The following is a 20,822-nucleotide window of genomic DNA, read 5'->3' on the forward strand; positions in this document are numbered from 1 at the left end:
GTTAAAAGCCTTGATGGAACGCTATCCGGCCATTGATTGGACTCAAGTCGACGATGTTGTTTTAGGCTGCGCCAACCAAGCGGGTGAAGACAACCGTGATGTAGCACGAATGTCGTTGTTGCTGGCAGGCTTACCCGTCAATGTCTCGGGAACAACAATGAATCGATTGTGCGGCTCAGGAATGGATGCTATCAGCCATGCATCGCGAACCATTAAAGCGGGAGAAGCATCTTTAATGCTCGCGGGGGGCGTCGAGTCCATGTCTCGCGCACCTTACGTAATGAACAAAGCAACGTCGGCGTTTGCTCGAGATGGGCAGCTATTTGATACCACCATAGGCTGGCGTTTTATTAACCCTGCTTTGCAAGCCAAGTATGGAACCGATTCTATGCCTGAAACCGCGGAGAATGTGGCAAATCGCTATAGCATTAGTCGTGAAGATCAGGATGCCTATGCACTGCGCAGTCAGCAACGAACACAACAAGCAAAAGAGTCTGGCATCTTGGCGCAAGAGATCGTTTCAGTGTCAATTCCACAACGAAAGGGTGATGCCCTCGTGGTGACTGAAGATGAACATCCTCGACCGCAAACAACGTTAGCACAGTTGTCTGCACTGAGAACGCCATTTGCAGAGCAAGGGTCGGTAACCGCTGGTAACTCATCTGGAGTCAATGATGGTGCTGCTGCGCTGTTGCTTGCGAATGATGATGCAGTGACACGTTTTGGACTAACGCCAAAAGCGAAAGTGATCGCGACCGCTACCGTTGGGGTTGAACCCGCTGTAATGGGAATTGGACCTGCACCAGCTGCAAAAAAAGCGCTTGAGATGGCGGGTCTATCTATTGCTGACATGGATGTTATCGAGTTAAACGAAGCGTTTGCTTCGCAAGCCTTAGCGGTTATGCGTGAGTTAGCACTTCCCGATGATGCTGCGCATGTTAATGCCAATGGGGGAGCTATTGCATTAGGTCATCCTTTAGGTATGAGCGGCGCCAGAATCGTTATGGCTGCGTGTAACGAGCTAAAAAGAAAACAAGCTAGATATGCACTGTGCTGTATGTGCGTAGGAGTTGGGCAAGGAATTGCCATGATCATAGAGAACGTCTGAATAATTAAAACAGAAAAAGACGTGGTAAGTCAGTGGTTAAACACAAAAGGATTTCTGAGGAGAAACAAGCATGGTTAACTTTTCAAATACATTGGAAGGTATAGAAACGGCTTCTATTGAAGAATTGCGAGAGCTGCAATTTAGACGTATGAAATGGACATTAGAACACGCGTACAAAAACTCGCCTATGTACATCAAAAAGTTTGATGAGGCCGGGGTTCATCCGTCGGATTTTAAATGTCTTGAGGACATTAACAAGTTCCCATATACCACTAAACAAGATTTACGTGAAAATTACCCATTTGGTACTTTTGCGGTGCCAATGCAAGATGTGGCGCGTGTTCATGCCTCATCTGGCACAACAGGAAAACCAACTGTAGTTGGATACACTCAAAATGATATTGATACTTGGGCGTCTATCGTTGCTCGATCGATTCGTGCAGCAGGGGGAAGTGCAAAAGACATCATTCATATTGCTTATGGTTACGGGTTATTCACCGGAGGCCTAGGTGCGCATTATGGTGCAGAGAAGCTTGGCGCAACTGTGATTCCAATGTCTGGAGGACAAACGGAAAAGCAAGTTCAGCTGATTGAGGACTTTAAACCATCAATCATCATGGTCACGCCTTCTTATTGCTTAAACTTGCTGGATAAACTGGAGAAAAGCTACCCAGATGGGGATGCATCACAATGTTCTCTTAAAGTGGGTATTTTCGGGGCTGAGCCTTGGTCTAACGAGATGCGTAAAGAGATCGAACAGAGATTAGGCATTACCGCACTCGATATTTATGGGCTATCTGAAGTGATGGGACCCGGTGTTGCAATGGAGTGCGCAGAAACAAAGGATGGCCCAACCATCTGGGAAGACCACTTTTATCCAGAAGTGATAGACCCGAATTCTGGATTGGTTATGCCGGATGGTGAACATGGAGAGTTGGTCTTTACCTCGCTAACAAAAGAAGCGATGCCCGTCATTCGTTATCGTACACGAGACTTAACTCGACTGTTGCCGGGTACCGCAAGACCGATGCGCCGAATGGATAAAATAACCGGTCGTAGTGACGATATGTTGATTATTCGTGGTGTGAATGTCTTCCCTTCTCAAATTGAAGAGCAGATTCTTCAAATCGAGCAACTTAGCCCGCACTATCAGCTGGAAGTTATTCGTAAAGGGAACTTGGACCATTTAGTCGTATTGATTGAAGTGAAAGACAACATTTTCCTTGATGATGCTGTTCAAATTACCGCTAAATTGCAGCATCAGGTTAAATCTATGATAGGTATTTCCACAACCATCGATTTGCTTCCTGTTGATGGCATACCACGTTCAGAAGGTAAAGCTGTGCGAGTTCGAGATCTTCGTAACTAAACTCAGTAAAACCGCACAAATGTCTCTGTAAGCAGGGGCATTTGTGTGTTGAGTAGTTGACAATAAATCGCGAACTAGCATTATTAAGCGATTAATTTATTCCCTTGTTCTAAATGGAGTTATCTTGAACAAAGAACTAGACATTTTTTTTGACCAGATGAAGAGTCATCAATCCATTAGTGGCACTTCCTTGATTGTCTCTTTTTACGGTGATTATCTGTGGACTTGTGGTGGTGGTATTTGGTTAGGTTCACTGATTCACTTGATGGAAACATTAGGTTTTAATCAACGTGTTGTACGCTCTTCAGTGTTTCGGTTGCATAAAGATGAATGGTTAACGGTTTCTAAAGAGGGGCGAAAAAGCTATTACTACTTAGAGCCGGAGCGATACAACGAAATGTTGGTTGCCAATAAAAAAATATACCACTCCGATAGTCCAGAATGGAATAACCGCTGGAATCTGATCCATACCGATTTAGGCCCAACACATAGCAATAAAGCACAAGTCCGTTATTTGCAGCACAAAGGCTTTGGTCTATTTGATAAAGATTTTTTTATTCAGCCTGACCTTCAACAACTGACGCCAGAAATTAAGCAGCAAATAACCGAAAAACTACCTTCTGCGAAAATATTCCAACAGGCAGAGCTTTTTTCAAATGACAGCAGTACGTTGAGAGATATGGTCAGCCAAGCTTGGGATTTACAACGTATTGAGCAGGAATATAACGATTTCATTGGCTTATTTGAACCGATATGGCAGGTTTTAAATAGCAGCGATAAAAATGAAATTAGTCACGCGAATGCTTTTAAAATGCGCTTGCTGGTTATCCATTTTTATCGTCGGATTATCGTTAGAGATCCAGATTTGCCCGCGGCACTACTGCCGCAAGATTGGCCAAGGAAGAAGGCCGAGCAGATGGCGATTAATGTCTATCATAAAGTGCACGCTAAAGCGTTGACGTATCTAATGGAGAACAGTGAAACGGCAAATGGAAAACTGCCGATGCCGTCTCCTAATTACTATATTCGCTTTGGCGGATTAAGCTAGGCGCAAATATTTCTAAGGATGGAATCATGCCTATTTATCAATTCGCTGGGGTAACACCCGTGATCCACTCCAGTGCTTTTGTGCATCCTAGTGCCGAAATTATTGGTGATGTCATTATTGAACAGAATGTCTATGTCGGCCCGTTAGCTGTGCTTCGGGGCGATTTTGGGCGCTTGATTGTTAGGCGCGGTGCCAATATTCAAGACAATTGTGTTATGCACGGTTTTCCAGGTGAAGAGACGGTACTGGAACAGAATGTTCATGTTGGCCACGGTGCTATTATTCACGGCTGCTATATAGAAGAGAACACACTCATTGGCATGAATGCAGTTGTGATGGATTTAGCTCGAATAGGAAAAGAATCGATTGTTGGTGCCAATAGCTTTGTAAAAACCAAAAGCCAATATGAGTCGAGAAGTATGATTATTGGTAGTCCTGCTCGTGTGATAAGGGAAGTGACCGACAAAGAGTTAAGTTGGAAAGAGAGAGGCACTAAACTGTATCAACGTCTTGCTGAACGTAGTCACAGCGAGTTAAAACAGGTTGAGCCTCTTCGTCAGATAGAGCCAGATAGAAAAACGGTCTCATGGGATATTCACCATACTATTAAAGACCCTAGTTAATCTATCTCAGCGTTTTTTCTGGAGTTTAGTCGGAAAACTTGCTCATTATTGAACTGAAAAATAAGCGGATGCTATCTATGGTTCGTCCAAACCATGATGCGGGTTGTATGGCTTCTTTGGTTACCAATGGCGTACTGTAAACCGTTTCACCTTCAACTTGCCATTTTGCAACACCAACAACTTGCCCTTTTGATAGCGGTGCTTCCAGAGGTTCATCTATCTCAATGACTCGTGTGGTATGTTCGATCTGCTTTCTAGGAAGAGTGATATACACATCATTATTCACGCCAAGAGACACTTTACTTTTCTCGCCTTTCCAGACCACGCTGTATGTTAAAGGGCGGCTCTCTTTGGCAAAGCTTTTAGTGTCGAAAAATCGAAATCCATACGACAAGAGTTTGCGGGTCTCTTCGACACGTAACCTTTTGCTATCGGTTCCCATGATGACGGAGATTAATCTAAGTCTGCCCTCTTTGGCAGAAGCGGTTAAACCATATCCAGCACTGCGAGTGTAACCTGTTTTGCCTCCGTCCACTTTTAGCGATTTATCCCACAGCAACTTGTTACGATTGTATTGAGTTATTTTGTTCCAAGTAAAATTGCGAATCTTATATAAATGATATACCTCTGGCGTATCTTTAATTATACGCTGCATAAGTAGTGCCGTATCGTATGGGGTTGTCCGGTTGCCATCTCCGTCCAGTCCATGCACATTGACATAATGTGTATTCTTCATGCCAATTTCTTTGGCTTTTTCATTCATTAATTTTATAAAAGCGGTCTGGTTTCCTGCGATATGTTCTGCCAGAGCCACGCAAGCATCGTTACCGGATTGTACAATAACCCCTTTGAGTAAATTCTCAATTTCGACTTCATCTTTGGGTTGAATGAACATTTTTGAAGAGTTGGGAAACTTCATTGACCAAGCATTAACACTCACGGTCGCCTTGTCTTGCCAATGCAGGCGACCGGCGCTGATCTCTTGTCCAACAAGATAAGCGGTCATTAATTTGGTAAAACTCGCGGGGGCGGATGGTTGATTTTGCCCTGATGAGGCGAGAACTTCCCCTGATAAGTAATCCATCAATATATAATTGTCTGAAGAGAGTTTTGGCGGTTCTGGAATGGTAATAGACAGCGCAGGCATAGGAAGCGCAATGGCAATGGCTAAAACCATGGATTTGATGTTATATCTCATCCCATTTTCCTTTATAAGGGTGATAAACATATACTCAAGTGACCTCAAGGTGCTTGTTCAGCGAGAATTTATTGGCTGCTGATCAAGGCACTGATTTGAAGGCATAGTCATTCTACGGCAAGAATCATCGCTTAGACTTGAGGCTGTTAACCTTAATCATAGTAAATACTAACAGTTAATGACGATGTTGTGCGTTATTTTTCATATGCTTGCATACAGATTCGAATAAAAATCTTAGTAACAAGTCAGATGTCTGTTTTACTAAAGGGAAATAACCTAACGGTTTAGGTTATATTTTGCAGTACTGATATACTTGAATCGCTTTAAAATGCAGGATTCACAGCGACATTAATCCATTTGGTTTAGTAAATCGGTTTAGTAAAGATGAATCAAGTAATAGCTATCCCTTTCAAGGTTATCCGTACAATACTGAGTTGTTGAGTGACGAAAGGTGGATGAGAATAAAGGAACCAGTAGATTGAGCAGCTATACAGATATCGCATTGTGCCAGAGTATCGATCCTCGTATTGAGGGCTACTATACCAGTGCGCTACGTTATGGGGCTTCGATCCCAGATTATGCGCTAATTCAGTATCGAAAAGCCGCTGAGTGTATTTGTGACGTATTGATTCATCATCATCAGCAACCTTTTTCGTCTAAGAATAGCTTATGGAAGAAAATCCAATTTCTGCAACAACACAATTTTATTGATGCTGAGTTTGCTCAACAGCTGTCAACAATTAGAGAAAATGCCAACAATGGTGCTCATCATGGAAGTGATGATGAAGGTAAATTTGACAATAAACAGACGATTGTTCAGCGGATCGCTGAAACGAATGCTTGCTTAGTGAGTTGTCTTAAGTTTTGTCATTTTGCCATCCGCGGAGAAGAGGTGCTAGAGGTTACTTCTACTGCGGTGGCCATGGCACAAAATAGTGAGATTATTTTAGAGTCGTTAACCTCAATAAACTGGGACACCCATTTTAGAGCAGGATTAGCCTATGAGGCCATGATAACCGACGCGATAATTATTCATCATAAGTTGCGAGAAAATGAAGCGCAAAATATGCAGTTATTGCTAAGCCATTATCGCGGTGCGATTAACTGTTATGAAACGGCGTTTAAACTGAGTTGCTCTGATGTTAGCATCGACTTTAATGACTTTTCGCAGCCGTTGCCTCAACTCAGTGATTTGGAAGGCCATCAATTAGATCTTCTGTTTAATTATTGTCGAGTGTTGCTTACCAGTGGCGTCATGGAGAACCAAGTCGCCAATGCGTTGACCATATTAGAGTTTGCTGCCGATCAAGGTCATAGTAAATCTGCCGGGTTTCTTGGTAATGCGCTTTATGAAGAAGGGCAGTATAAAAGCGCCAAAGCCTTGCTGATTCAAGCAGCAGAACAGTTGGATGACAACGGATTGTGTGGCTTGTTTTTATACTATTCAGAAGGTAAAGCGGTTGAGCCGGATAATTCAAAAGCGCTGTACTATATTGAGAAAGGATTGAAGCAGAGCTCGGTTCAATGCCTTGGTCTTATGGGAGCCGCTTATTATAATGGCTTTGGCAGGACGATGGATCGGAAAAAAGGGCTTGAATTAGCTAAGTTGGCTATGCAAAAAGGCAGCTTATCTGCTTATCAATTTATTAAAGAAGTTGAGCTTAACTCGATGCGTGATTTCTATCTCTCCACACAGTTAACCTCGACGGCGCAAAATGCGCTGCCGGGTCGTAATGATCCATGTCCATGTGGCTCAGGCAAAAAATATAAAAAATGTTGTTATGCAAGTGTTAACTAATATGTTGTTTTTAAATAGAAAAACAGAGATAATACTCAATTGAGTGGGACTTCAAAAATTTAGATTTTGCTCACTATCTCTTTTGACAAAATACTGCTTTAAGTAGTCAATAAGCACCCTTAACTTTTTAGACTCCGATCCTCTCGGAGGAAAGACAGCAAATACGTTGATGTGTGGCAGCTGATAGTCAGTCATTACCGCTTCTAAGGTACCTTGTTTGAGTTTTTCGTTGACATCGTAAGTCGGAATACGGCTTATGCCGTGGCCCCCTTCAACAAAGGCGGTGCGGGCAGCAGCATTATTGGTCGAGATTGTTCCCTTAGGCTTAACGCGAAAAGATCGAGTACCTTTAGTGAGTTCTATGGTGTTGGACGCGAGTTTGTATAGAACCCATTGGTGGTTATCTAACTCGGTTGGCGTGGTTGGTCTACCGTGTTTGCTGAAATAGCTGGGTGCTCCACATAAACAGGTTGGTAAAGTGGATAGCTTAGTGGCTTGTAATGCCGAGTCGGGGAGTGGTGCACCTCGAATGGCGAGGTCAAATCCATCTTGGATAATATTGACCACATCATCAGACAGCATCACATCGAGTTCGATTTTGGGAAACTGCTCTTTAAAGTCATTGAGAGCTGGAACAATGATTTGTAAACCAACGTTGACCGGGCAGGTGATCTTAATTAACCCTTCAGGTTCTCGTTTAAAGTTTTCCATTTTGCTTTGTGCCGACTGTGCTTGTTCGGCAATCACTCGACAGCTTTCATAGTAGGCTTTGCCCGCTTCCGTTAATGACAGACTGCGGGTTGAGCGATTGATCAAGGTTACCCCTAAATTATCTTCCAGTTTTTTTATGTGATAACTGACTACCGTCCGAGATAATTCGATCTGCCTTGCTGCCGCACTAAAACTGCCTTGCTCTACCACATGAGTGAATACCACCATGCTTTTTAACTGTTCAAACGAGAAAAGCATCATCAATCTCTTTTATTGGTTCAATTATTGGTTCAATTATTGAATCAATGTAGTTGATTTATGCCTCATTGTCTAAATTTACTTACGGTAATATAGTTTGCTTATAGAAAGTAAGTCAGCAATTTAAGTCAGTCAGAACTATAAGAGAGAGCATTATGACAACGTCGAATAAGCAAAAAATATTGATGGTACTAACGTCACACCAAGATCTTGGTGATACTGGAGAGAAAACAGGTTTCTGGGTAGAAGAGTTTGCCGCACCTTATTACGCATTTATTGATGCAGGTATAGACGTGACATTAGCCTCTCCTGCTGGTGGGCAACCGCCTATCGACCCTAAAAGTGAGTTAGACGATTTTCAGACAGAAGCAACGAAACGCTTTGATGCCGATACGACGGCTCAGCAACAGCTTGCGTCTACCTTGAAATTAGCCGATGTTTCTAGCCAGCAATTTGATGCGGTGTTTTATCCTGGTGGTCATGGTCCTTTATGGGACTTAACGGAAAACAGCCACTCAATTTCGCTGATTGAGTCCTTCCTTGACAGTAATAAACCTGTCGCTGCAGTGTGTCATGCTAGTGCGGTATTGCTTAACGCCAAAACCAGCGATGGTGAACCCGTTGTTAAAGGCAAAGCGGTAACCGGATTTAGCAATAGTGAAGAAGACGCCGTACAGCTGAGTGATATCGTTCCTTTCTTATTAGAAGACGAACTAAAGAAACAGGGAGCTGAGTATCAAAAGGTAAGTGACTGGAACTCATTTGTGGTTCATGATGGTTTAATTGTCACAGGACAAAACCCGGCAAGTTCAGAATCAGCCGCAGAAAAATTATTGGTTTTGTTACAAGAGTAAAGTTTTCTGATGATCAACTGTCGTACATTCGATAGTTTGATTGTATATAAACAGAGTAGCGTACTTTTATACGCTGCTTTATGGTTACATTCATTTCGTCAAAATAAGCTAGTCAATATAAGAAGGTCATATGTTAAATTTCAGCTTTCAAAATACTACTCGAATTCACTTCGGTCCTGAGCAAATTCAAAAAGTGAAGGAAGAGATCCCGCTAGATGCAAAAGTGCTTCTTCTCTATGGCGGCGGATCCATTAAATCAAATGGCGTGTACGATCAGGTAACAAGTGCTTTGTCAGAGCACAATCTGTTCGAGTTTTCCGGCATAGAGCCTAACCCTAAATACCATACGTTAATGAAGGCCGTCGCGTTAATTAAAGAGCAAGGTATTGACTATCTACTGGCTGTGGGCGGTGGTTCTGTGGTTGATGGCACTAAGTTTGTCTCTGCAGCGGCCTGTTTTGATGGTGACGATCCTTGGGATATTATCACTCAACAACTTGCGGTTAAAAAAGCTTTGCCAATTGGTGCGGTATTGACGCTTCCAGCGACCGGTTCAGAGAGTAACGGTGGCTCTGTAGTGACAAGAGATGACCATAAGCTGGCATTTGGTAGCCCGTTAGTTCGTCCAGCGTTTGCAGTTCTGGATCCAACCACCACGTTATCGCTATCACCTCGCCAAGTTTCAAACGGTGTTGTGGATGCATTTGTGCATATTATGGAGCAGTACCTTACTTATCCAGTGAACGGCAAAGTGCAAGACAGTTTTGCTGAAGGTTTGTTAAGAATCTTGATAGAAGAAGGACCTAAGGCCCTTGCTGAAGAGAGCAAAAATGATATTGATGTTCGTTCTAATATTATGTGGTCTGCAACTATGGCGCTGAACGGCTTGATTGGTGCTGGTGTACCTCAAGATTGGGCAACTCATATGATTGGTCATGAGCTTACCGCGGCTCATGGAATCGATCACGCTCGTACTCTGTCTATTGTCCTTCCGGCGATTATGAAAGTGAAAATAGATCAAAAAGGCGATAAGTTGCTGCAGTACGGTAAAAATGTCTGGGGTATCACTCAGGGTAGTGATGACGAGATCATTGCTGAAGCTATTGCTAAGACAGAACAGTTCTTCAAAGCGATGGATGTGCCAGTACGTTTTTCTGATGTCGAGCTAGATGCGTCTCATATTGATGAGCTTGTACAAAACCTAGAAGCCCATCAGATGTTAGCTTTGGGTGAGCATGGTGACATTACCCTTGAAGTGAGTCGTAAAATACTGCAAACCGCCTTATAAAGCGTTATCTGATTGGATGGCCAAGCTAATTGGCGTTCAAAAAAGCCACTAAATGAGTTTTAGTGGCTTTTTTTATCGATAAAGTTTGTTGCTCTGAATTTTTAATAGTGAAAATATTTAAGAGCCAAAAGCCCATTTTTAAAGGGCAGCTGATGGTTTTTTCTATTGATAGACTATGCCTATCAATAAAATTGTTTAAATCCATTTAGTAAAATCAAGAAATTAGACAACAATTACAGTATGTCTTTTAAACAGTCACGTTTGATTGACGGAAAGAAATCACAATTGGGTATAAAGGAGATCACCAATGGATGCTTTAAAAGTAAAAGACTTTATGGATAAACGAGCAGTAACCTTCACTCCAGAGATGTCTTTGACCGCGGCACTAGATAAAGTTATTCGCTCAGAGCACATGGGTGGCCCGGTTGTAAATACTGATGGAGACGTCATAGGCTTTTTGTCAGAGCAAGACTTGCTAGAGAAATTAGTTAAAGTAAGTTACCACTGTCAGGATACTCATATTGTTAGCGACTGTATGTATCAAGAAGTACTCTCGGTGACACCTGAGATGGGCATCATTGAACTTGCTTCACTAATGAAAATAGGCAAACCTAAAGTGTATCCCGTAGTCGATAACAATAAATTGCTCGGTATTATTACCCGACGTGATGTTCTTAAGGCAATAGGCCACTCTCTTGATGACTGTTTCAAACGACCCGTGTAAACTAAATGATTAATAAAAGGCGCTAATAGCGCCTTTTTTACTACTCTTCGGTTTTAATATTCCTCTGAATACTCGTTTCAATAAGCGAGAAAATGAGTTGTTGGCCTAATAGTTAACAGGCGCAGCAACCGACTACCATGTCATCCATAATGGGAGCTTTATATGACAGCACAAACGGCCAAATTTGTTGAAGGATCAACCATGCGGCATATATTGGTGATGTCAGGAACCGCTTCCATCGGTTTAATGGCGCTGTTTGTCGTTGACCTTCTCGACATGATGTTTATTAGTATGTTGGGACAGGTGGAGCTGGCTGCAGCGGTCGGCTTTGCAGGCACCCTTATTTTCTTCTCAACCTCGGTGTGTATTGGGCTATCTATCGCGATGGGAGCGCTTGTTTCGCGAGCTCTAGGGGCTAAACAGCGAGATAAAGCGCGTGAACTGGTTATTAGCACACTTTCGGTTTCATTCATCATCAGTGTCGCGGTTACCGCCGTTATGTTTGTCTATATTCCAGAATTGCTTTCTGCCATTGGCGCACAAGGTTATGCCGCAGAGAGAGCAGAAGCGTATCTGTCCATTTTATTACCAAGTAGTCCAGTGATTGCGTTGGCGATGGCCTCTGGGGCAGGACTTAGAGCGGCGGGAGATGCAAAGCGTTCTATGTGGGCGACATTATCTGGAGGCATTGTTAATGCTATTTTGGATCCAATTTTTATATTTGGATTTAACTGGAATGTTGAAGGTGCCGCGATAGCCTCTGTAATTGCCCGATTCACGGTGCTATTTTTCTCTCTCTACCCATTAATCAAAGTGCATAACTTGGTGGCAATGCCGACATTGGCCTCTATCAAAATCAATTTCAGCGCAATTTTAGCCATAGGTATCCCCGCCATTATTACCAATACAGCGACTCCAATCGGTAATGCGATTGTGACCAGTAGCATTGCTCAGTTTGGTGAAGATTACGTCGCAGGTTTTGCGGTAATAGGGCGATTAATGCCAGTGGCGTTTGCCGTTATCTTTGCTTTATCCGGAGCCGTTGGCCCTATTATCGGGCAGAACTTTGGGGCAGAACGCTTTGATCGAGTAAAAGACACGCTGAATAACTCGTTACTGTTTGTCACGATATATTGCGTGCTGGTATCAATACTCTTGTACCTTCTGCAAGGGTTGATTGTGGATAGTTTTAGCTTGACTGGGGATGCTGCTGTTATCGTGATTGCGTTTTGTAGTTATGTCTCTATCAGTTTCGTTTTCAATGGTGCGCTATTTGTCGCCAATGCATCGTTTAATAATTTAGGTAAGCCCTTTTATTCGACCATGTTGAACTTGGGTAAAGCGACGTTAGGAACTTTGCCGTTTGTATATTTTGGCGCCGAGTGGTTTGGTGCTCTTGGTGTGATCTATGGACAAGCGGTCGGTAGCGTGCTGTTTGGTGTTTTAGGCATCATGGTTCTTCGTAAGCATATAGCGGACCTTGATCAGCATCTCGATATTGAGTTGGAAGAGGAAGACCCGGCAACCCGTAGTGTCACTATGACGCCATTTTGCTCTTCCGAATGTGTATCTACTAAAGAAATCCCTATAAAACAACAAGATCTAATGGAGTAGCAGGTTAGCAATTGCTGATGTAGGTCATGTTTAGTTGGATTTTTAAAGAATTTTATCGAGAACATTTGTGAAGTTTGATCTATAACCAAAAACTGCATGAACAATATACAACATAATGAAGTTAGACCTATCGGCCTTGTGCCGATTTAATTTTTTGAAATTTTAAGTTGGAAATTTGATTTGTTATGCGTCAGTACCTTAAGTATCTTATCCCTTTAATCATTCCGTTATTTATCCTTATTTTGCCACTCTCTGCTTTTCCTTTTGAGGGAATGACGGTTATTCAACAACGTGTTATCGCCATTTTCTTGTTAGCGGCGCTCTGCTGGGTTTTTGAGCCTATTCCTATCTATGCAACATCTGTGGTGATCATTGTTCTTGAACTGTTAATGCTTTCAGACAAAGGCTTTATTTTGTTCAAGTTGGGCCAAGACCAAGCTGACTTTGGTACTCTTCTTAGTTACAAAGACATAATGGCAACCTTTGCAAGTCCTATCATTATGCTGTTTCTTGGTGGTTTTTTTCTGGCGATGGCAGCGACCAAATATCGTTTAGACGTTAACTTAGCCAGAGTGTTGTTAAAACCTTTTGGTCAAGATCCTAAGTTTGTTATGTTAGGTTTGATGTTGATAACGGGCATATTCTCAATGTTTATGTCCAACACCGCAACAACCGCAATGATGTTGTCGATATTGACGCCTGTTATAGCAGTATTTGGCCCTAAAGACCCCGGACGCATCGCCTTTGCTTTATGCATTCCTGTCGCGGCTAATATTGGTGGCATTGGTACACCAATAGGTACGCCGCCTAATGCCATCGCATTAAAATATTTGGTTGGAGATAGCCTGATCACCTTTGGTGAATGGATGACATTTGGTGTGCCATTTGTGGTGATAATGATGGCCTTAGCCTGGTTATTGATTAATCGCTTATACGGTGCTGAACAGCAGCGCATTGAACTGAATATTAAAGGCAAATTTCTTAAAACGCCAAAAGCCATTACCGTTTATATCACCTTCGGTTTAACCATACTGCTCTGGTTGATGGGCTCTAGACATGGTATGAACTCGTATACCGTGGCTTTGATACCCGTCGCGATTTTCTCCATTACTGGCATTATCAATAAGGAAGATCTGAAGAAAATTTCTTGGGATGTACTTTGGCTGGTATCCGGTGGTATCGCGTTAGGCTTGGCTCTAGATAAAACGGGTTTGGCTCGTTTGATGGTACACAGCATACCATTTGACGAATTCTCTCCTTATATTGTGTTGTTTGGTGCCGCATTCTTATGCTTAACCATGGCAAACTTTATGTCTCACACCGCTACCGCTAACCTGCTAATGCCAATAATGGCTGCATTAGGCGCCTCTATGACTTCCCTTGCTCCATTGGGTGGACAGATGACGCTAATTCTCGTAGTGACCTTTGCTGCCTCTCTTGGTATGTCATTACCTATTAGTACTCCACCGAATGCATTAGCCCACGCCACAGGTAATGTCGAAAGTAGCCAAATGGCGCGTGTTGGTGTTGTTATGGGAGTGGTTGGTGTTTTAGGCAGCTTTGTGCTTGTATGGTTGTTAAATGTGGTCGGATTTATTGGTTAACATATGGAACAAGCAACATTAGAGCGACTCATCTCCCGCTATTTTAGTCAGTCAGAGCGCCGGTTGTCGGTGACAGCGGGAGAGACGGTATTAAAGCAAAATGCCCATAATGATCGACTCTATTATGTGTTGAGTGGAGAGCTTGAAGGTTTCGTTGTAGATGACGAGTCGATGAAGGATACCAAGGTGTTTACCGCGGTGAGTGGCGCTTTTATTGGCGTGCACAGTTTTTTTTCTGAAACCGTGGTTGCGTCATCGACGGTTATTGCTAAAACCGATGTGGAACTGGCGTGGATTGATCTGGCGACTCCTGTTGTAGAGCCGGACAAATACGGCCCTCTAACGTCGCAATTTATTCCAGTGATTGTTTCTGAACTTTCTCGTCGTCAAAAGCGGGTAATGAAGGAGGCGATAGCAAAAGAGAAGGCGTTACAAAAGTTACACAGTGCGGAACAGATGACCACGCTAGGACAGCTCGCGGCGGGTATAGCTCATGAACTGAACAATGCGGTTGGTGTGTTGAGTAGCAAAACTGAGCGTATGCAAAATATCGTGGTTGATCTTTTACAAGAGTTGCACCCTGACGCGAACAGTTTCCTTATTCAAGGGCTTACTCAGGGGCAAACAGCCAGTTCTCAGCAAGTACGACAACGAGCTAAAGAGTTGCAGCAAACACTTCTTCTTCCTAGAGAGGCGGCAAAAGAGTTAGCACGAGCCGTACCGACGGGTGAGATATCTGACCATTGGTTACAAAACCCCAAAGATGCTGTTCGTTACTGGCAGATTGGCCGAGATCTACATGATTTGAGGCTAGCGGCAAAGCATTCAGTAGGTATTGTTAAGTCGGTAAAACAACTGGGTCGAATGGATTTTGATAGCGATGAGTACCTCGATGTTAATCAAACCATTAATAAGGCAATTGCACTGCTTCAAAGTGACTTAAGAAGAGTGTCGGTTCATTTAAGTCCAGCAACATTGCCTACTTTTAAGGGCTCATCAACTGAACTGGTTCAGGTGTGGGCTAATATATTAAAAAATGCGTGTGACGCGATGGAAAAAACTGCTGATGCAGAAATAGAAATTGCTACACGTTATACAAATAAGCGCATTCTAATCACGGTTAGCAATAATGGTCCTGAAATAGATGAAGCGACCAGACGAAAAATTTTTCAGCCAAATTTTACCACCAAGAAAGGCGGGTTATCATTTGGGCTGGGACTTGGGCTCTCTATCGTGAAAAGAATTGTGAGTGGCTATGGTGGCAGTATTGCGGTGAAAAGCAGTGCTGAAAAAACCATCTTCAGAATAAAATTACCTGTAGAGGAATAGTATGGAGAAGTTAAATCTGATTTGTGTTGATGATCAGCGAGAAGTACTGAGTGCAGTGTTGCAAGATCTTGAACCACTTAGTTCATGGCTAAACATAGAAGATTGCGAATCCGCAGATGAAGCGTTGGAGCTGATGGACGATTTTGATGCAGACGGTGAGTTTGTTGCATTGGTGATATCCGATCATGTTATGCCTGGTAAAACGGGTGTTGAGCTTCTTACCGAAATCTCTCAAGATGCAAGATTTAAGACCACAAAAAAAATCCTGCTAACTGGACAAGCAACTCATCAAGATACGATTACGGCAATCAATTTAGCGAGAATTGAGAGCTATTTTGAGAAACCGTGGAGCGCAGAAGTACTACAACAACGTGTAAAGACACTGGTAACAGAATATATTTTTGATAACGGGCTGGATTATACCGATTATCAAAATGAGTTAGACCAAGCTGTGGTACTGCAAAGATTGCGCTAAAAAAATACTTGACCCTAGAGTCTACTCTAGGGTTTAAGCTTAAGTTGTTTTCGATAACTTAAGGAAGAAATATGTGCACAAAACATATCGACTGTTTGTCTAAAAACAGCACCAGCAAAATAGCAGCTGACTCTTGCAGCTCACCAAAAATCTCATCAATCAAAGCGGCAACATCAGAGAGTGATTCGTGTTGCGCGAGCAAATCTGTCTCGTCTTGTTGCTCAGAAGTGGAGGAACAAGAAGAGGAGAGTGACGGCTCCGGCTTAGATACCCTATATACATTTAACTGGAAAGTTGAAGGGATGGATTGTCCCTCCTGCGCAAAAAAAGTTGAAACCGCCGTGAATCAAATTGAAGGTGTTCAACAAGTAAAAGTACTTTTTGCGACAGAGAAGCTGGTGGTAAAAACGGATCAAAAATCTATCGCGACAACGATAGAGGCTGTGGTTAAAGAGACTGGGTTCTCACTGCTTGATACCTTGGCAGCCAAGCCTGATAACGTTGATTTTACACTTAAAGGCATTGTTAAAGAAAATATTCAAGTGATAGCCCTTGCGATGGCAATGGTGCTGTCATTTATCCTGCAAGGTAGTTTCCCCGAATTTAGCAAATGGTCATTTGTTGCTATCTGTCTTCTTGGCCTGATTCCAATCTCAAAAAAAGCACTGCAACTGGCTAAAAACGGGTCACCATTTTCTATAGAAACCTTAATGAGTGTTGCCGCACTAGGTGCTCTCTATCTGGGTGAGACGATTGAAGCATCGATGGTTTTACTGCTATTTCTTTTAGGTGAAAAACTGGAAGCATTTGCCGCTGCTCGTGCACGCAGTGGTGTTCAATCCTTGATGGCGTTAGTGCCAGAACAAGCGATAAAAATTGTGGATGGTGAACGAGTTGAAGTGGCCGCAGGGAGCCTACAGCCCAATGACGTTATTGAGGTTGCTCCGGGTGGTCGCCTTCCTGCGGATGGTGTTGTTATGTCTGACGCCAGTTTTGATGAAAGCGCGTTGACGGGGGAGTCGATTCCTGTAGAGCACAGTGCAGGTGAACAGGTTATGGCCGGTTCAGTGGTAGTGGATACCGTGGTTAGGCTAACGGTGACATCGAAACAAGGTGAAAATGCTATTGACCGAATTCTGCACCTTATTGAAGAAGCGGAATCACATAAAGCTCCTATAGAGCGATTTCTCGATAGGTTTAGTCGTTGGTATACGCCGTTAATGATGGTGCTTGCCGCCGCGGTGATCATTACTCCGCCTTTGTTATTTGCCCAACCATGGGAAACATGGATTTATAGAGGATTAGCACTTCTGTTGATTGCATGTCCGTGTGCATTGGTTATCTCTACCCCGGCCGCCATTACTTCTGGTTTAGCGGTAGCAGCAAAACGTGGGGCGCTCATTAAAGGTGGAGCGGCGTTAGAGTCGTTAGGCCGTATAGAGATGGTTGCATTTGATAAAACCGGTACGTTGACAGAAGGTAAGCCTCAGGTCACCGATATTGTTGGTTTAAATGGCAGAGAGAGGGAGTATATATTAACCCATGCAGCTGCGATTGAAGTTGGCTCTTCTCATCCGTTAGCGATCTCGTTAGTTAAAAAGGCGCGGAGCGAAAATGTGACACTGCCAGAAGCCGAAAATAAAAAAGCACTAATAGGTATTGGCTTGTCCGGAGAGATTGATGGCGTGCAGTATCAAGTACTCTCTCCAAGTAAGATGAGTCAAGAGGTCACCGCTGAGATGGCGAGTCAAGTGACTCAGTTAGAACAGCAAGGTAAAACAGTGGTATATGTTCTAGAGCATCAGCAAGTCATTGGTGTTATAGCTTGGCAAGATACCTTGAGAAGTGATGCAAAAGAAGCGGTTAAGGAGCTAACAAGACTTGGCATTAATACGGTTATGTTAACGGGTGACAATGAACGTAGTGCGCAAGGTATGTCAAGCAAGATTGATATTGATTACAAGGCAGGTTTGCTTCCAAATGACAAAGTTGACGCGATTGCACACTACGCTAAAGAGCAACAAGTCGCGATGGTTGGCGATGGCATCAATGATGCTCCTGCTATGAAAGCGGCATCGGTAGGCATCGCCATGGGGGGAGGAACCGATGTGGCTCTTGATACCGCTGAGGCGGCATTAACACATAATCGTCTTGTTGAGTTACCGGCTATCATTCAACTTTCTAAAGCAACGCTAACGAATATTCGTCAAAACATCACATTAGCATTGGGACTTAAAAGTGTTTTCTTAGTCACCAGCTTGTTTGGTATTACAGGGTTGTGGGTCGCTGTGTTGGCAGATAGCGGCGCAACCGTATTAGTCACGTTAAATGCGCTTCGACTGTTAAAATACGGCAAGAAATAACACATTCGTCAGTGGTACAAAAAGCAAGTATCTGAAAGGCAATATTTCAGATGCTTGCTATCCTTTCAGTGTAACTTGATTAGATAGAACAAAAAGTGTGATGCCAATCGGTTTTTCATGTAATTGCAAATGTGATAACAATTTAATTTGTGACTTGTATCACCATTTGTTGGTCGTTTGTCCGCTAAAGTTGTTTATTATCCGTAATTAATTAATTAATGGCTAATATCAAATTTGCCAATTTAAGGAGCCACCTATGTCTCAACCAGTTTTTCACCTAGGTATTACTGAAGCCGATCTTAAAGGCGCTACTGTTGCAATTATTCCGGGCGACCCTGATCGCGTGCCTAAAATTGCAAATGAGATGGATAACCCAGTACAACTTGCAAGCCATCGTGAATATAACGTTTATCTAGCTGAGCTAGATGGTAAATCAGTAGTCGTATGTTCTACTGGTATTGGTGGCCCATCAACTTCTATTGCCGTTGAAGAGCTTGCTCAATGTGGTGTTCGCACTTTCTTACGTGTTGGTACTACTGGTGCGATTCAAGAAGACGTGAATGTTGGCGATATGATCGTAACCACGGGTTCTGTTCGTCTTGACGGTGCAAGCCTGCACTTTGCTCCAATGGAATTCCCAGCGGTTGCAGATTTCCAAGTTGCTACAGCAATGAAAGAAGCAGTAGAAGAGACAGGTGCAACGGTTCATATGGGTGTGACAGCATCAAGTGATACTTTCTACCCTGGTCAAGAGCGTTATGACACATTCTCTGGCCGTGTTGTTAAGCGTTTCCAAGGCTCAATGCAAGAGTGGCAAGATATGGGCGTTCTTAACTTTGAAATGGAATCTGCAACATTACTGACAATGTGTGCAAGCTCTGGTTTGCAAGCTGGTTGTGTCGCGGGTGTTATTATTAACCGTACACAGAAAGAGATTCCAGATCATGCCACACTAAAAGCAACAGAGACTCGTTCAATCGAAGTTGTAATTGCTGCAGCACGTAAAATGATCTAACTTGTTGTTAAGTTGAAAGAAAAGGCCGATGCATTTATGCATCGGCCTTTTTAATGGGGCTAATTTGACCGAACTTGGGATATCTTATATTTCTATTAAGTTATCCCGTGTTTGAGTAAATTATTACAACTCTTCGTGGCCGCCAGCTTCACAGAACCATTCTGTTAAATATCTCTTTAAGCTTTTTAGCTCGTCGGGGCCAATGAGCGCCAAGCCAAGATCTTCCGCCCGGGTAATATCATTGTGTCGCAGCGGACGAAAGCTCACTAACATCGCTCTTGCTTGTAAGCCACCGAGTAAGTCTCGTAGCGATTCCAGTTTATATAAGGTATCGTCACCATCGTCACGCATGCCTTTGGTCTTACACTCTATTATATGGAGCTTATTGTTTACCACGGTGGCCACATCTAGTTCATTACGAACTTCTCGCTCACCAAGTTGACGATAAACCTGCACGTTTAGAGAACGGTCCTGAATGGTTGGTAATTCATCTTGGATCTGTTTAACCGTGCTGTGAACCAGTGTTTCTAACCACTCTCCATTAGAGAATCGTCTAGCATCTTCGCTTGCGAATGTGAGAATACCGTTTTGATATGCCGCTAGTTTGGTGTCAACCAGATCAGAAAGTAGCATATTGAGTTCGCGATAACCTTGCTGTTTTTCCGTTAAGCCGACATCCAGTTTTTGCTCTTTGCGACAGGTTGTGGCGAGGTAATTCAATGTTGCCAGACCGGGACCTAACTCGAGCGCGTTCCCAGCCCATTTTTGCCCTAGTTCATACAATTTTTGGTCAAGTTGGTCAGGCAGGTCATGCTCGTTAAACTCTGCTCTTGCGCCAAATACAGTGAGATAATCATCAATGGTAATATGATCTTGTAACTGAGCATCCGCGGCGTCTTCAGGGTATATCCAGCAAATTTTGTCACTGTTTGGTTCTACAACAAAAATTTCCCAATTGTTGCGCCTAAACATTTCATAAACGGTCAATAAACGGTGTCGTAAACCACAACTAGCGTTAAGCATGATGGACTTACCACGTTTTACTAAGTCGTTTTCAAGGTTGTGAATAGCTTGACGAATAAGTGCAGTATCTACGATAGAAGAGATTTGAAAGAATTCGGTATCGATATTGCGTTGGCTTAAAACGGTTGCTAAACGTTGATAAATGCTTTCTTGAGATTTGTCGCCAATGAAAATAATGTGTTGGCAAGAAGAACGGTTGTCTAACAGCGGTGTGATAAGACGTATCGGGTCTTGATCAATAATGCCTACGTGAACGGTCATGGTGCGTCCTCTTTAATTATAAGGTTTGGTCTATGAGTGTTGCTAGCCACAACAGACCTATATAACGATATGGTATTCACTATAAAAAAAACAAGGGTGAATTAACACTAATTCACCCAATATTACCAATATATCTCGTTTTCCTTACAATCTATAGGC

Annotated in this window: 17 protein-coding genes; 14 read left to right on the top strand and 3 right to left on the bottom strand. The window is 43.0% G+C overall.

Going from position 1 to position 20,822, the window contains the following annotated elements; translation table 11 throughout:
* The 4 genes from pcaF to F0227_RS15240 form a co-directional block, all read left to right on the top strand.
* Positions 1–1,108, top strand: a 1,108-nt coding sequence (pcaF, locus tag F0227_RS15225) for a 3-oxoadipyl-CoA thiolase (protein ID WP_171754102.1), incomplete at its 5' end; no start/stop codon positions are given.
* 70 nt (positions 1,109–1,178) lie between these two features.
* The gene (gene paaK / locus F0227_RS15230; protein WP_171754103.1) at positions 1,179–2,477 is read left to right on the top strand and encodes a phenylacetate--CoA ligase PaaK; all 1,299 of its coding nucleotides are present in this window, start codon (positions 1,179–1,181) and stop codon (positions 2,475–2,477) included.
* 124 nt (positions 2,478–2,601) lie between these two features.
* Complete coding sequence (locus F0227_RS15235; protein WP_171754104.1) at positions 2,602–3,525, top strand: PaaX family transcriptional regulator C-terminal domain-containing protein; 924 nt, start codon at positions 2,602–2,604, stop codon at positions 3,523–3,525.
* A gap of 26 nt (positions 3,526–3,551) precedes the next feature.
* The gene (locus F0227_RS15240) at positions 3,552–4,148 is read left to right on the top strand and encodes a DapH/DapD/GlmU-related protein (protein ID WP_171754105.1); all 597 of its coding nucleotides are present in this window, start codon (positions 3,552–3,554) and stop codon (positions 4,146–4,148) included.
* A gap of 25 nt (positions 4,149–4,173) precedes the next feature.
* Here F0227_RS15240 and F0227_RS15245 read toward each other — a convergent pair whose 3' ends face one another.
* Positions 4,174–5,346: a D-alanyl-D-alanine carboxypeptidase family protein gene (locus F0227_RS15245; protein ID WP_171754106.1), complete on the bottom strand. Its 1,173-nt coding sequence runs from the start codon at positions 5,344–5,346 to the stop codon at positions 4,174–4,176.
* Between the two features lie 478 nt (positions 5,347–5,824).
* Between F0227_RS15245 and F0227_RS21980 the strand changes: the two genes are divergently transcribed.
* Positions 5,825–7,144: an SEC-C metal-binding domain-containing protein gene (locus F0227_RS21980; RefSeq protein WP_171754107.1), complete on the top strand. Its 1,320-nt coding sequence runs from the start codon at positions 5,825–5,827 to the stop codon at positions 7,142–7,144.
* 51 nt (positions 7,145–7,195) lie between these two features.
* Here F0227_RS21980 and F0227_RS15255 read toward each other — a convergent pair whose 3' ends face one another.
* Positions 7,196–8,113 (bottom strand): LysR family transcriptional regulator, encoded by a 918-nt coding sequence (locus F0227_RS15255; protein ID WP_171754108.1) that lies wholly within the window; start codon positions 8,111–8,113, stop codon positions 7,196–7,198.
* Between the two features lie 155 nt (positions 8,114–8,268).
* Here F0227_RS15255 and F0227_RS15260 point away from each other — a divergent pair, with 155 nt between their 5' ends.
* The 9 genes from F0227_RS15260 to udp all read left to right on the top strand — a co-directional run bounded on the left by F0227_RS15260 (position 8,269) and on the right by udp (position 19,379).
* Entirely contained in the window at positions 8,269–8,967 is a 699-nt protein-coding gene (locus F0227_RS15260; RefSeq protein WP_253822116.1) for a type 1 glutamine amidotransferase domain-containing protein, read from the top strand.
* A gap of 130 nt (positions 8,968–9,097) precedes the next feature.
* The gene (locus F0227_RS15265) at positions 9,098–10,255 is read left to right on the top strand and encodes an iron-containing alcohol dehydrogenase (RefSeq protein ID WP_171754109.1); all 1,158 of its coding nucleotides are present in this window, start codon (positions 9,098–9,100) and stop codon (positions 10,253–10,255) included.
* 307 nt (positions 10,256–10,562) lie between these two features.
* Complete coding sequence (locus F0227_RS15270; RefSeq protein ID WP_171754110.1) at positions 10,563–10,979, top strand: CBS domain-containing protein; 417 nt, start codon at positions 10,563–10,565, stop codon at positions 10,977–10,979.
* 162 nt (positions 10,980–11,141) lie between these two features.
* On the top strand, positions 11,142–12,593 hold the full coding sequence (locus F0227_RS15275; RefSeq protein ID WP_171754111.1) for an MATE family efflux transporter: 1,452 nt from the start codon (positions 11,142–11,144) through the stop codon (positions 12,591–12,593).
* A gap of 185 nt (positions 12,594–12,778) precedes the next feature.
* Positions 12,779–14,197: an SLC13 family permease gene (locus tag F0227_RS15280; RefSeq protein WP_171754112.1), complete on the top strand. Its 1,419-nt coding sequence runs from the start codon at positions 12,779–12,781 to the stop codon at positions 14,195–14,197.
* A 3-nt stretch (positions 14,198–14,200) separates the two neighbouring features.
* Positions 14,201–15,526: an ATP-binding protein gene (locus F0227_RS15285; protein ID WP_171754113.1), complete on the top strand. Its 1,326-nt coding sequence runs from the start codon at positions 14,201–14,203 to the stop codon at positions 15,524–15,526.
* Between the two features lies 1 nt (position 15,527).
* Positions 15,528–16,001 carry a response regulator gene (locus F0227_RS15290; RefSeq protein WP_171754114.1) on the top strand — a complete coding sequence of 158 codons (474 nt, stop codon included), beginning with the start codon at positions 15,528–15,530 and terminating at the stop codon, positions 15,999–16,001.
* A 71-nt stretch (positions 16,002–16,072) separates the two neighbouring features.
* Positions 16,073–18,364 (top strand): zinc/cadmium/mercury/lead-transporting ATPase, encoded by a 2,292-nt coding sequence (locus F0227_RS15295; protein ID WP_171754115.1) that lies wholly within the window; start codon positions 16,073–16,075, stop codon positions 18,362–18,364.
* Between the two features lie 256 nt (positions 18,365–18,620).
* Positions 18,621–19,379 (top strand): uridine phosphorylase, encoded by a 759-nt coding sequence (gene udp, locus F0227_RS15300; protein WP_171754116.1) that lies wholly within the window; start codon positions 18,621–18,623, stop codon positions 19,377–19,379.
* A 123-nt stretch (positions 19,380–19,502) separates the two neighbouring features.
* Here the strand turns inward: udp and F0227_RS15305 are convergent, their stop codons facing one another.
* Positions 19,503–20,663, bottom strand: a complete 1,161-nt coding sequence (locus tag F0227_RS15305) for a DUF1887 family protein (protein WP_171754117.1) — start codon at positions 20,661–20,663, stop codon at positions 19,503–19,505.
* Positions 20,664–20,822: the final 159 nt, after the last annotated feature.

The organism is Vibrio sp. 99-8-1, assembly GCF_013114595.1.
Classification (GTDB): domain Bacteria; phylum Pseudomonadota; class Gammaproteobacteria; order Enterobacterales; family Vibrionaceae; genus Vibrio.

Coding starts and splice junctions, on each gene's coding strand:
- F0227_RS15265 (WP_171754109.1), top strand. CDS start 9,098: ATGTTAAATTTCAGCTTTCAAAATACTACTCGAATTCACTTCGGTCCT.
- F0227_RS15255 (WP_171754108.1), bottom strand. CDS start 8,113: ATGCTTTTCTCGTTTGAACAGTTAAAAAGCATGGTGGTATTCACTCAT.
- F0227_RS15285 (WP_171754113.1), top strand. CDS start 14,201: ATGGAACAAGCAACATTAGAGCGACTCATCTCCCGCTATTTTAGTCAG.
- udp (WP_171754116.1), top strand. CDS start 18,621: ATGTCTCAACCAGTTTTTCACCTAGGTATTACTGAAGCCGATCTTAAA.
- F0227_RS15260 (WP_253822116.1), top strand. CDS start 8,269: ATGACAACGTCGAATAAGCAAAAAATATTGATGGTACTAACGTCACAC.
- F0227_RS15275 (WP_171754111.1), top strand. CDS start 11,142: ATGACAGCACAAACGGCCAAATTTGTTGAAGGATCAACCATGCGGCAT.
- F0227_RS15245 (WP_171754106.1), bottom strand. CDS start 5,346: ATGAGATATAACATCAAATCCATGGTTTTAGCCATTGCCATTGCGCTT.
- F0227_RS15305 (WP_171754117.1), bottom strand. CDS start 20,663: ATGACCGTTCACGTAGGCATTATTGATCAAGACCCGATACGTCTTATC.
- F0227_RS15240 (WP_171754105.1), top strand. CDS start 3,552: ATGCCTATTTATCAATTCGCTGGGGTAACACCCGTGATCCACTCCAGT.
- F0227_RS15290 (WP_171754114.1), top strand. CDS start 15,528: ATGGAGAAGTTAAATCTGATTTGTGTTGATGATCAGCGAGAAGTACTG.
- F0227_RS15280 (WP_171754112.1), top strand. CDS start 12,779: ATGCGTCAGTACCTTAAGTATCTTATCCCTTTAATCATTCCGTTATTT.
- F0227_RS15295 (WP_171754115.1), top strand. CDS start 16,073: ATGTGCACAAAACATATCGACTGTTTGTCTAAAAACAGCACCAGCAAA.
- F0227_RS15270 (WP_171754110.1), top strand. CDS start 10,563: ATGGATGCTTTAAAAGTAAAAGACTTTATGGATAAACGAGCAGTAACC.
- paaK (WP_171754103.1), top strand. CDS start 1,179: ATGGTTAACTTTTCAAATACATTGGAAGGTATAGAAACGGCTTCTATT.